Origin of the sequence: uncultured Aquimarina sp., from assembly GCF_947495315.1 — a bacterium.
GTDB lineage: Bacteria > Bacteroidota > Bacteroidia > Flavobacteriales > Flavobacteriaceae > Aquimarina.
Genome location: NZ_CANLYD010000004.1, coordinates 377,899 through 391,095 on the forward strand (window position 1 = coordinate 377,899; position 13,197 = coordinate 391,095).

Consider the following 13,197-nt stretch of genomic DNA (forward strand, 5'->3'; position numbering starts at 1 on the left):
TTATAGGTTGGTGCTACATGTAGGGATTAAGAAAACTCAAACGATAGAAACGTAATGTAGGAAAAAAACTTTATAACGTTTTAGGTGGTTGTCAGTTGTGTTTTTAGACAATTTTATTGGTTTTTTATCGAAAAAAACAATTTAACCTTTATCGATATAGGTGAGTTTAAGTATTTGGTTTTTAGTTTATTGCGTGGTATTGTTAGCAATGTGGTTAGTGGTTTTTAGGATGTTTGGTATGTATTTTTACGTAGTTGTATTACGGTATAACAATAAGATTTTTATTAATACTCAAAACCGGATAGATGAAAAAAACAATACCCTTCTTAAAAGTAACTTTTGTGCTTTTATTCATTTTTTTGAATGTTACTTCTGCGAATTCTCAATACAATGTGGATGCACCGTGGATGTCTGAAATTACGCTAAAAGAAAAATCGAATAATGCTGGTGCTCCTAAATTTGATGAGGTAGTAAATGCTTTTAATGATTACTGGAAAGAAAAGGATGATGCTATTAAGGGAAGTGGACATAAGCCTTTTATGAGATGGCAAGAATTTTATAAGAATGCAGTTATGCATGATGGTACTTTGCCAACTCCAGATTTCTATTGGAATATTTGGGAGCAGAAACGATCTAAGAAAACTTTTGGACAGAAAATTGCAAATACCTGGTTGCCTATGGGGCCTTTTGATCACGATCCTTCTAATTCTTGGTCACCTGGTCAAGGTAGAGTTAATATAGTAATTATAGATCCGAACCAATCTAATGTGATGTATGTAGGTGCACCTGCTGGAGGAATCTGGAAATCTATAGATAGTGGTGAACATTGGGAGCCATTGTCGGATTATTTACCTCAGATTGGAGTTTCAGGAATTGCTATAGATTATAACAACTCGAATATTATTTATATTTCTACAGGTGATGATGACTCTAGTGATGCACTGGGTATAGGTGTTTTAAAATCTACAGATGGTGGTTATACTTGGAGTAAAACCGGTCTCGATGCGGCTGATAGATATGAAATCGGAAATGATATTTATATAGATCCTAATAATTCTAATAAATTATGGGTTGCGACAAGCAGAGGGGTTTATAAGACGGAAGATGCGGGAGTGACTTGGATAAAAACGTTGTCGGGTAATATCAAAGATATTAAGATAAAACCTGGCGATACGAATGTTGTATATGCGGCAACTTCGAATACTTTTTATAAATCGACTAATGGAGGTAATAGTTTTTTTGCTATCCGTAATGGATTACCAGTTAGTTCTTCCAGATTGGTTATCGATGTAACTCCTGCTAATCCAGAATATGTGTATTTGTTAAGTGCAGGTTCTGGCAGTTCTTTTCAAGGGTTGTATAAGTCTACGGATAGTGGTTCTAACTTTATTAAAACTCAGGAAACAACCAATATTTTCGAAAGTACTCAAGCTTGGTATGATTTGGCCCTAGCGGTTTCTGATCAAGATCCTAATGTGGTATTTGTTGGGTGTTTAAATGTTTGGAGATCGACCAATGGCGGAGATGACTTTACTAGAATTAATAGATGGAGTAGTCCTAATCAGGTAACTTACACTCATGCAGATATTCATTTTTTACGCTATTATGATGGGAGATTGATGTGTGGAAGTGATGGAGGTGTTTATGAATCTCAAAATAATGGAGCCTCCTTTACTGATCTAACCGAAGGACTTCAGATTGGTCAGTTTTATAAAATTTCGGTAGCAGAAAATAATAGTTCAGATCACTTAGTTGGAGGTTTGCAAGACAACGGTGGATATGCTTTGGATGGTTCTCAATGGAATGTGTATCACGGAGCAGATGGAATGGATTGCGCTGTTAAAGGAAATAATCCGGAGACATATTTTGGTTTTATACAGTACGGTAGAAACCTATATAAGACAGAGGATAGAGGTAAAACAAGAACATTTGCGGCATCAGGCCCAGATCGTGGTAATTGGGTTACTCCATTAGTTTCTGATCGTAATGGTAATTTGTATGCAGGATTTAAGAGTTTTTATAAACTTGAAAATAGTTCTTTTGAAAATCAAACAGAATTTGATTTTGGAAGTAATAATATAGAGCATATTGAGTTAGATCCGTCAGACGTTAATATTATATATCTCGCTAATGATTTAAGTTTATACAGAAGTATAGATAGGGGAGTTAATTGGTCTAAAGTCTATTCTTTTCCTACGTCAATTACTTCTATTGAAGTTCATAATGATGATAATCAAATTATTTATGTTTCTACTGCCGGATCTATAAGCGGAAAGGTTTTTCGCTCAAGGGATCAAGGAAACAATTTTATAGATATCTCCGGTAATCTTCCTGGAGAGGGAAAATTTGTCGTTAGACACCATAAAGGAACCGAATCGATATATTTAGGTACTTATTTAGGGGTGTATTTTAAGGATGGGGATCAGGATTGGCAAGATTACTCAGTTAATCTTCCTAATGTGGCTGTAAGAGATTTAGAAATTAATTTAAAAGATAATTTTTTAATAGCTGCTACCTACGGTAGAGGTGTATGGAAAGTGCCATTAGAAATTGAATTAACTCCAGATGATACCGCGCCTTCAGTTCCTACCAATCTTATAGCTTCAGAAATCGGTCAGACTTCTGTGACGTTAAGTTGGAATCCATCATCAGATAACATAGCCGTAACAAGTTATGAAATATATGAAGGTGAAGATTTTGTAAAGTCTGTGAGTGACATAAGTACTATAATTACTGGCTTGTCTCCTAATGCTAATTACGATTTTAAAGTAGTGGCTAAAGACCGAAAAGGAAATCAATCGATTGCTAGTGAGATAGTTTCGGTAACTACAGACGTGGTATCAGAAATTGAAATTAATTTTTATAAACCATCTGGGTGGAGTGAACAGGTGGATGTTTATTTTTTTAGTGCTGCAACTAATTCAACACTTTTAGGAACAATTGATTGGCCTGGGCAACAAATGAGTAATTACCCTTCGACAAATTGGTATACGTATACATTGCAGTTATCTCCAGAGGTTAATGCCGATGATGTGCGGATAGTTTTTAATGCACAAAGTAATCAGACCGATGACCTGGCAAGAAGTACAACAGGATGGTATTATGACGGAATATGGAGTGATGAATGTCCAGCGGATTGTGATGGGTTAGACCTGACCGCAATAGATATTTACTTTAAAACACCTACCTATAGTTGGAATGGATCTTCTAATATTTATGTGTTCGATAATAAGCGAAATATTAGATTAGAAAATACAGAAGCTTGGCCTGGTCAAACTATGGCTACTACATCAGGATCTCCTTGGAAAAAATGGTCTTTTGTAGTTCCTAATGGAGTCTCTCCAGATGATGTAGGGATTGTTTTTAATGATGGTAATGGGATGCAAACTATAGATTTAGAAAGGAATAGAACAGGGTGGTTTACTGCTGGATATATAGATAATGGGAAGTATGTAGGATTCTGGAGTGATTCTTGTCCTTCATCTTGTGATCAAATACCGTCTAATGAAGAATTGGAAACTACACAACCTACTTTTGAATCTTCGTTTACTCAAGTAAAAAAAGCATTTATATTTCCTAATCCGATTAGTGGGCAGTCCGTGTTAAAGTTTCAGGCAAATAATAATGGAATGTTAGAGATTACTGCTGTAAATGTTTTAGGTCAGAAAAAAATAATTCACAATCAAAAAATCGAATCTGGTGCGCAAACTATCATGCTGAACAGAAATGATGTGGATAGTAAAGGAATTTATTTTTATGTAATTTCTATTAACGGAATAAAACTGGAAACTTTAAAAGTAGTTGTCCAGTAATACTCTAAACTATTATTCTAAAAAGGTGAAGTCTTTGGCTTCGCCTTTTTTAGTTGGTTATATTTCTAGAATTCCCAATTCCTTTGCCAATAGCTCTATCATACCTAGCTCCCGGAGCTCTGTAGTAAGGAATTACCATATATTCATTTTCGGTCTCATCAAAATTACCGCTGATAAAACCTGGGTCTATAGTTCCATCCGATTTTACTAAAACATATTTGTAATTATTAAAACCTTGTTTGAATAATCTTTTTGTCGTATAAATCGCATTCTCTTTGTCATATGTTAGTCGTGTAGATGCGTCCGTTACGTAATTATTGAAATTACCATAAATGTGGATTTCGCCTCCATCCAATGGCTCATAGCACTCCAGCGAAAAGTGTATCCAAGCATAATCGGCTCCTGTGTTGCTGTTTTCGGATCTTAAATTTCTTACTACAAAACTACCGTTGATATCGGGGTAGTACGTGTATATTCTGTTGCCTCTAACGATATCGGTATATAGATAATTATGATAAATATCTTGAAGATCAATTCCTCTAATATTTGCAGTAGATGATCTTATTTCTTTGTTGTCAAAGAAAAGATATTCATTACCACCCCAAAAACTAGATTCTGTATCGTATTTATATACTAAACTATTTGCGATAGTGAATTGTGGAACAAGGTTGGTAATGGCATTTTTTAAGTCATTGTTTTGTATCACTAATGTCTTTACATTACGCTTTGGATTTTTTAAAATTTCATTAGGCGAGCTGATTTCAAACTGAACAGTTTGTCTTGTATCTATGTATTTCAGATTTCTGGATCTTTTAGTGTATACTTTTACATTGGTCAAACTTTCATAAACAATAAATTTCCTGGAAAAAACAATTTCGTCATCATCATTATAAATTTCAATCATGTAATTCCCACTTACTTTTAGGCCTCTGGTGTCTTCATTAGGGATTCTTAAAATATAATGACTGTATAATTGTAAAGTGTTAAATGAGTTTTCATAATTGACAATTCTGATATCATCAAAACCGTTTAGGTACTCGTTTTTATATAGAACAGAAGGAGTCCAATCAAAATTGTAATGCGTTATTTTGTAATAATAATCTACTTCATCGCCGTTTATATCATCAAACCGAATATTGAGTGGTTCTCCGAGTTTTATAATAGGTGTTCCCGAAAATTCTTCAGTACCAATTAATTGAATTGTTTTGATATAATCAGGAGGGTTGACTTCTTCTTTGCTTTCTTGAGCTGTAATAAATGATTGAAAGCCAATATATAATCCTAAAATTAATAGGATTTGTTTAAGTTTATGTGACATTAATTCAGTAGTTAACAATGTAAAGATAAACAAAATGTATGCCTGAATAGATTCATGTTGTTTTAGCGCTTAAAAATTCATTATTTAGAATTGTTATAAATAAAATCTTATAGCAGAAGCAGCTTTCACTTACGTGTTTTAATTAGTAAATTTGCACGATTTTTTTAGTTAATTAACATAGACTACAAATATGTCAAAAGACATTCGTATCAGAAAAGGTTTAGACATTAAGCTGGTTGGCGAAGCAGAAAAAATTACTGCAGAAGCTACCAAAAGTAATGTTTACGCAATTAAGCCTGACGATTTTCATGGTATCGTACCGAAAGTTATTGCCAAACAGGGTACAGAAGTTAAAGCCGGCGAACCACTATTCCATTCTAAGACTAATGAAAAAATGCTTTTTCCTTCCCCAGTAAGTGGAGAGGTTGTGGAAATTATTCGCGGTGCTAAACGAAAAATACTATCATTTAAAATTTTAGCAGATAAAGAACAACAATTTGCAGACTTTGGAACAAAGGATGTAAAAGCAATGGGTGGAGAGGATATTAAATCTCACTTGTTGTCTTCTGGCTGTTGGCCTTTTATCAAACAACGTCCTTATGATGTTATTGCTAATCCTGAGGTTGCTCCAAAAGCAATTTTTGTATCAGCCTATATCACTGCGCCTTTAGCAGCTGATTTAGAACACGTACTAGCAGGTAAAGAAAAAGAACTTCAAGCTGCTGTTACTGCGTTAAGCAAATTAACAGAAGGAGATGTTCACGTATCTGTAGGTAAAAAAGGAAATTCGCCTTTTTCTGGATTAGATAATATAACCTTACATAACGTAAGTGGGCCTCATCCTGCAGGAAATGTAGGAGTACAAATCGCCAAACTAGATCCTATTAATAAAGGAGAAGTTGTTTGGATTGTAAACCCACAAGATCTGGTTATTATAGGAGAGTTACTGCTAACAGGTAAGTTTAATTCTGAACGAATCATAGCTTTGGCTGGATCTTCTGTTAAAAACCCAAAATATTTTAAAACTAGAATAGGTGCTGAGGTTTCTTCGGTTATATATGATTCTGGTGTGAAAGACAATAATATTAGGGTTATAAGCGGAAATGTGCTAACTGGAGATAATGTAAAACCTGATGGAAATTTAGGATTTTATCACGATATGATCACCGTAATTCCTGAAGGGAATGATTACGAATTATTTGGTTGGAATAAACCAATCTTCAATAAGATATCACCATCTAGAGCATTGACTTTTTCTTGGTTATTTCCAAATAAAAAATATGACTTGAATACCAATACAAATGGTGAACATAGAGCATTTGTGGTTACTGGTAATTATGAAACTGTTTTTCCTTTAGATATTTATCCATTGCAGATCTTAAAAGCTTGCGCGGTTAATGATCTTGATGCTATGGAACAATTAGGGATGTATGAAGTAGCTCCTGAAGATTTTGCACTGACCGAGTTTATATGTGTTTCTAAGCAACCACATCAGCAGATCATTAGAGAAGGACTAGATTTAATGTTAAAAGAAATAGGATAAGGTCATGAGTTTAAAAAGTAAATTACATAACTTAAAACTTAAGTATAAAGATAAAAAGATGGCGCCTGCATTTAATGCACTCCATACTTTTTTATATCTACCGAATGAAATTACGCATTCTGGTTCGCACGTTCGTGCAGCAGATGATCTAAAGCGTACTATGAATACGGTAATAATGGCATTAGTACCGTGTTTAATCTTTGGTATGTTTAATGCTGGATATCAACATTATTTAGCGCTTGGCGAAATAGACGAAGCTGCTAATGGTTTTTTTAGTGCCGCATTTTGGTCATTAGATAACTTGGTTATCGGATTATGGAAAGTTTTACCGTTGGTTGTTGTCTCTTATGGAGTTGGATTAGCTGTAGAATTTCTATTTGCAGTAATTAAAGGACACGAAGTAGAAGAAGGATATTTAGTTACCGGAATGTTAGTTCCATTGATTGTTCCTGTAGATACTCCTTTATGGATGTTAGCAGTAGCAGTTATTTTTGGAGTGGTGATTGGTAAAGAAGTTTTTGGAGGAACAGGAATGAATATTCTGAATCCAGCACTTACGATCAGAGCATTCTTATTTTTTGCATATCCTACCTGGATGTCTGGAGATAAAGTATGGGTGCATGGAGCAGTAGAAAGAGCCAATGAGATTGCCGGAGGAGCACAATTAGATGCTATATCTGGAGAGACAATACTTGGTGGATTAGCACAAGGTAAAAATATACTAGGGTCAGGAGATGCTACGTATTCTATTATGGATGCATTTTATGGGTTTATACCTGGTTCTGTTGGAGAAACATCAGCATTGTTAATACTATTAGGTGCATCTTTCTTAATTTTTACGAAAATTGGAAGCTGGAGAATTATGGTAAGTGCTGTATTAGGAACATTATTAATGGGATTGATATTCAATGGAGTTACCAGTGCAGGATGGATTGCAGAATCTAGTAAGTTCTATGCATTGATGAATTTAGAGTTTTGGAAGCATTTGATAGTTGGAGGAATAGCGTTTGGTATTGTATTTATGGCAACCGATCCTGTAACTGCATCTCAAACTAATAAAGGAAAGTGGATCTATGGATTCTTGATAGGATTTATTTCTATATTAATTAGAGTATTTAATCCAGCATATCCTGAAGGTGTATTCTTAGCAATTTTGTTAATGAATGTATTTGCTCCTACGATTGATCATTACGTTGTTCAAGGGAATGTTAAGAAGAGAATGAAACGTCTAAAATTAAAAACTGCTTAGTTATGGCGATTAATACAGATAAAAATTCATATACAATTATCTTTGCCATTGTAATGGTGTTGGTAGTTGGAACGGTATTAGCTGGTACTGCAATGGCTTTACAAGAAAGAATTTCAGCAAATAAGCGAACAGAAAAGCAGCAAAATATTTTGTTTGCGATGGGAGTCTCAGATTCGGAAGATCCTAACGAGTTTGTATCTGCTGAGAAAGCGCAAGAATTGTTCGATAAATATGTTGGAGAAGAAGGACAATATATAATCACAGGAAATGTTGCTAAGCAAACTACAGATGCTTTTGCTGTTGAAGTTAAGAAGGAGAATGATAAGGTAAAACAAGACTCTGATTATCAAAGAAAACTTCCCTTGTTTATAGGTAAGAAAGATGGAGAAGAGTTCTATGTGGTGCCTATGAGAGGTAATGGCCTTTGGGATGCGATCTGGGGATATGTTTCTTTGGATAAAGAGTTTAAGACTGTTAAAGGAGCATTTTTTGACCATAAAGGAGAAACTCCAGGATTAGGAGCTAATATCAAAGAAGCTTATTTTAGAGATGATTTTATAGGGGAAAGCATATTAGATGCTTCAGGAAACTATAAAGGGATTACTGTAAAGAAAGGTAATGGAGATCCTAAGAATGTAAGAAAAGATGATAATGCTGTTGATGCTATGGCTGGTGCTACAATTACTGGTGACGGTGTAACTGCAATGGTGAAGAAAGGAATTAGAATGTATCAACCTTATTTCGAAACTTTAAAAAAATAACAAATGGCTGAAGTAACAGAAGAAAAAGTTGTAACTAAAGTAAAAGAGCCTAAAGAGCCTTTATTTTCGAAGAAAAACAAGAAACTACTATCAGATCCTCTTACAGATAACAATCCAATTACGATACAGGTATTAGGTATTTGTTCTGCATTGGCAATTACGGCACAATTGAAGCCATCGATTGTAATGGCAATCTCGGTAATTTTTGTATTAGGTATTGGTAATGTGGTAATCTCACTAATGAGAAATATCATACCATCTAAAATTAGAATTATTGTTCAATTAGTTGTGGTAGCAGCTTTAGTAATTGTTGTAGATCAAGTACTGAAAGCATTTGCATATACATTAAGTAAAGAACTTTCGGTATTTATTGGTTTGATTATCACCAACTGTATCATTATGGGACGTTTTGAAGCTTTTGCTTTAGGTAATGGTCCTTGGAAATCTTTCCTTGATGGTATTGGTAATGCTGCTGGATATGGTGTTTTATTGATTATTGTAGCTTTCTTTAGAGAATTATTAGGTTCAGGGACATTATTTGGATATAAGGTATTAGGTGATCCGATCGAAAAGACATATTTGTATTCAATTGGATATGAAAATAATGGTTTTATGGTATTAGCGCCAATGGCATTGATTACTGTAGGAATTATTATCTGGATTCAGAGAAGTAAAAATAAAGCACTAATCGAAGATCACTAGAAAAGTTCACAGTTATGAGTTGAAACTATATGCTTTCAACCACAACTAAAAACGTATAAAAAATGGAATATTTAGAATTATTTTTAAAATCAATCTTTATAGATAATATGGTATTCGCATTCTTCTTAGGGATGTGTTCATACTTAGCTGTATCTAAAAAGGTGTCGACAGCTGTTGGCCTTGGAGCGGCAGTTATATTCGTTTTGGCAATTACAGTACCATTAAACTTTTTATTGGATAAGTATATTCTTAGAGAAGGCGCTCTGGTTTGGTTAGGTCCAGAATATGCAGATTATGATTTAAGCTTCTTAACGTTTATTTTATTTATTGCTACTATCGCTACGATGGTACAGTTAGTAGAAATTGTTGTAGAGAAATTCTCACCCTCATTATATAACTCTTTGGGTATTTTCTTACCATTGATCGCAGTAAACTGTGCAATCCTTGGTGGATCGTTGTTTATGCAACAAAAAGAATTTGCTACTATTACTCACGCTGGTGTATATGGTATTGGATCAGGAATCGGGTGGTTCTTGGCAATTCTTGCAATTGCTGCTATTAGAGAAAAGATCAGATACTCTAATGTTCCTGCTCCATTAAGAGGGCTTGGAATTACTTTTATTCTAACCGGACTTATGGCAATTGGCTTTATGAGTTTTGGAGGAATGCTAACTGGAGGAGATGAAGAGGAGGCAAAGAAAGAGAAGACTGTTCAGGTAGAAGAAAAAACTACCAAAGAAGTGGCAGAAAATACTAACGTTTCAATACTTAAATAACATGATATTTTTAGCATCGACAATTGGAACAATCGTTATTACCATTATTTCATTTTTGGTTCTAACTTTAGTTTTAGTAGGAATTTTATTATTTGCAAAAGATAAATTATTACCATCAGGACCCGTTAAGATTACTATTAACGGAGAAAAGGAGATAGAAGTAGCTTCGGGAGGTACTTTATTATCTACATTAGGTAGTGAAAAAATATTTTTACCATCAGCTTGTGGTGGAGGTGGAACCTGTATTCAGTGTGAATGCCACGTATTAGAAGGTGGAGGAGAAGCCTTGCCTACAGAAACACCGCATTTTTCTCGTAAAGAGTTACAACATGGTGCACGATTGGCTTGTCAGGTAAAGGTAAAACAAGATATGAATATTGAGATTCCGGAAGAAGTATTCGGAATCAAGAAATGGGAAGCTACAGTTGTTCGTAATTATAATGTAGCATCTTTTATCAAGGAATTTGTAGTAGAAATCCCTGAAGATATGGGGTATAAAGCTGGAGGATATATCCAGATTGAGATTCCTCAATGTGAGATCAAATACTCTGATATTGATATTACAGCGCATCCAGAAGAACACGATACGCCAGACAAGTTTCAGGCGGAATGGGATAAGTTTGGTTTATGGCCATTAGTGATGAAAAATAACGAAACTGTAGAGCGTGCATATTCTATGGCTTCTTATCCTGCAGAAGGTAGAGAGATTATGCTTAATGTGCGTATTGCTACTCCACCATGGGATAGAAGTAAAAATGGATGGATGGATGTAAATCCTGGTGTTGCCTCTTCTTATATTTTTGCACAGAAACCTGGAGATAAAGTAACGATCTCAGGACCTTATGGAGAGTTCTTTATCAATGAATCTGAATCAGAAATGTTATATGTAGGTGGTGGAGCAGGAATGGCTCCAATGCGTTCTCATTTGTATCACTTATTCAGAACATTAGAGACTGGTCGTAAAGTTACATACTGGTATGGAGGAAGATCAAAAAGAGAATTGTTCTATTTAGATCATTTCCAGCAACTAGAAAAGAGTTTCCCTAATTTTAAATTCTATCTAGCGCTTTCTGAACCATTAGAAGAAGATAACTGGAAAGTTAAAAGTGATATTGATGCAGAAGGAGATGGGTTCGTTGGATTTATCCATAACTGTGTGATTGATAATTATCTTAATCATCATGAATCTCCAGAAGATATAGAATTATATTTCTGTGGACCACCATTAATGAATAAGGCTGTTCAGAAAATGGGAGAAGATTTTGGTATTCCTGATGAGCATATCAGATTTGATGACTTCGGAGGATAATATATAATTTATAATATTTCACTGTAAACCGGTACAAGCAATTGTGTCGGTTTTTTTATTTTCGAATATTCGTATTAATGTAATACTTGTTATGTATATAATAAAACACTCATTTTTAATCTTATTAGTTTCTTTTTTAATCTTAATGATCAGCCAATCTTTGTTTTCCCAAAACATAAAAATATCTCAGGACTCTTTGGTTTATGTAGTTGAATACGATGGTGCCTTTTACAATAAATATACTTTAAAACCTTTGTCAGTTGATAGATGTTCAGCCTCCAGTTTTTTGCAAAGTAAAGTTCAGAATTATTCTGAAAGAAATCTGATAGATAATAATGATGGAACAGCTTGGGTAGAAGGTCGTTCTCATGCCGGTCTTGGAGAAACAATAAGAGTTACTTTTAAGGATAAAAGTGCTTTGCCTTATGTAATCAGAATAGTTCCAGGATATTTGAAATCAGAAGAAATCTGGTATCAGAATAATAGAGTTGCTAAGATTAATATTAGGGCTATCGGAACAGACGGTGATTCTGAATATGTAATAGACGAATGGAAGGACGTAAACTTTAGAAAAGATTCTTTGTCTAAAGTATCTGTTTCACCTCAATATATAGATATTAGTAATAACTATATTCAGCATATGGGATATACGGAATTTATAGCGATTGAATTGGAGATTATGGAAGTGGATACTATTGGGGCTTTGTATAATGACACATGTATTTCGGAAATAAGTTTTTTTGAAATTGATAAATTGATCAAGACGTATTCTTCTAAGGAATATCAAAAAATAAAGAATTAATACTGAATCTAATTATTTATGAAAAAATATGCTCTGGTATTAATAAGTGCTATTCTTTTAGTACTACTTTTTAGAACAACCTCTAAAGGAAAGCACCTTACAAATCATGTAAAAGGAGTTGTGAAAAACATAGTTTCAACTCCTAATTATATTGATGAAGATGGTGATTCTATTTCGACCAGAGTGAAGGTTCCAAAAAGTTATAAAAGGAGAGCGTATCCAAAAGGTTCTTTTCAGGAATATCTTCGTCATTATCGATTAAAAAATCATGGATCACCGATTATTAATTATGATAATAGCAGATACTTTGCGCAACATTGGCATGATGCTATTTTAGAAATCCCTGTTCCTGCTAATGGATTGCAACAATGTGCTGATGCTTTAATGAGAATGAGAGCAGAATATTTATGGGATTCGAATAGAAAAGATGAAATAGGATTTAACTTTACCTCAGGTCATTATTGTTCCTGGAAAAAATATGCTAAAGGATATCGACCTAAGATTCGAGGAAATAAAGTAACTTTTCATAAAACAGCATCACCTAATTCTTCTAAAGCTAATTTCTATAAATATCTCAATCTGATTTATACGTACGCCGGGACTTTATCCTTGTACACAGAACTACCTAAAATTGAAGTTAAAGATTTGACGATCGGTGATATGTTAGTAAATCCTGGAACTTCTGGGCATATAGAAATCATAGTGGACGAAATAGTAAATGATAAAGGAGTGAAACTATTTTTGTTAGCACAAGGAAATACGCCAGCTCAGAATGTCTGTCTGCTTAAAAATTTTGAAGATACCAGTATTTCGCCTTGGTATAGATTTAGCGAAAATGTAGCTGTGTATACGCCTAGCTATCATTTTGAAGAGGCATTGTTTATTCGGTTTAAATAATTCAAGGTACTATTTGTGATTTTTACAA

General features: G+C 34.1%; 10 protein-coding genes. 9 read left to right on the forward strand and 1 reads right to left on the reverse strand.

Translation table 11 applies throughout. The features are described 5' to 3' along the window. Positions 1–305 precede the first annotated feature (305 nt). Entirely contained in the window at positions 306–3,812 is a 3,507-nt protein-coding gene (locus Q0910_RS09910; protein ID WP_299215506.1) for a starch-binding protein, read from the forward strand. Between the two features lie 49 nt (positions 3,813–3,861). Here Q0910_RS09910 and Q0910_RS09915 read toward each other — a convergent pair whose 3' ends face one another. After that, complete coding sequence (locus tag Q0910_RS09915) at positions 3,862–5,130, reverse strand: DUF5103 domain-containing protein (protein ID WP_299215508.1); 1,269 nt, start codon at positions 5,128–5,130, stop codon at positions 3,862–3,864. A 190-nt stretch (positions 5,131–5,320) separates the two neighbouring features. On the opposite strand from Q0910_RS09915, the gene Q0910_RS09920 reads away from it, so the two are divergent. From Q0910_RS09920 to Q0910_RS09955, 8 genes are all read left to right on the forward strand, one after another. Continuing rightward, on the forward strand, positions 5,321–6,673 hold the full coding sequence (locus Q0910_RS09920; protein WP_299215510.1) for a Na(+)-translocating NADH-quinone reductase subunit A: 1,353 nt from the start codon (positions 5,321–5,323) through the stop codon (positions 6,671–6,673). A gap of 4 nt (positions 6,674–6,677) precedes the next feature. Next, complete coding sequence (locus Q0910_RS09925) at positions 6,678–7,922, forward strand: NADH:ubiquinone reductase (Na(+)-transporting) subunit B (RefSeq protein ID WP_299215512.1); 1,245 nt, start codon at positions 6,678–6,680, stop codon at positions 7,920–7,922. Positions 7,923–7,924: 2 nt separating this feature from the next. Further along, positions 7,925–8,683 (forward strand): Na(+)-translocating NADH-quinone reductase subunit C, encoded by a 759-nt coding sequence (locus Q0910_RS09930; RefSeq protein ID WP_299215514.1) that lies wholly within the window; start codon positions 7,925–7,927, stop codon positions 8,681–8,683. A gap of 3 nt (positions 8,684–8,686) precedes the next feature. After that, positions 8,687–9,385, forward strand: a complete 699-nt coding sequence (locus Q0910_RS09935; RefSeq protein WP_299215516.1) for an NADH:ubiquinone reductase (Na(+)-transporting) subunit D — start codon at positions 8,687–8,689, stop codon at positions 9,383–9,385. A 62-nt stretch (positions 9,386–9,447) separates the two neighbouring features. Next, positions 9,448–10,161 carry an NADH:ubiquinone reductase (Na(+)-transporting) subunit E gene (gene nqrE, locus Q0910_RS09940; RefSeq protein ID WP_299215518.1) on the forward strand — a complete coding sequence of 238 codons (714 nt, stop codon included), beginning with the start codon at positions 9,448–9,450 and terminating at the stop codon, positions 10,159–10,161. 1 nt (position 10,162) lies between these two features. Next, complete coding sequence (gene nqrF, locus Q0910_RS09945) at positions 10,163–11,470, forward strand: NADH:ubiquinone reductase (Na(+)-transporting) subunit F (RefSeq protein WP_299215521.1); 1,308 nt, start codon at positions 10,163–10,165, stop codon at positions 11,468–11,470. A gap of 286 nt (positions 11,471–11,756) precedes the next feature. After that, on the forward strand, positions 11,757–12,272 hold the full coding sequence (locus tag Q0910_RS09950; RefSeq protein ID WP_299215523.1) for a hypothetical protein: 516 nt from the start codon (positions 11,757–11,759) through the stop codon (positions 12,270–12,272). A gap of 18 nt (positions 12,273–12,290) precedes the next feature. Then, positions 12,291–13,169, forward strand: coding sequence for a DUF4846 domain-containing protein (locus tag Q0910_RS09955; protein ID WP_299215524.1), 879 nt, complete (start codon positions 12,291–12,293; stop codon positions 13,167–13,169). Positions 13,170–13,197: the final 28 nt, after the last annotated feature.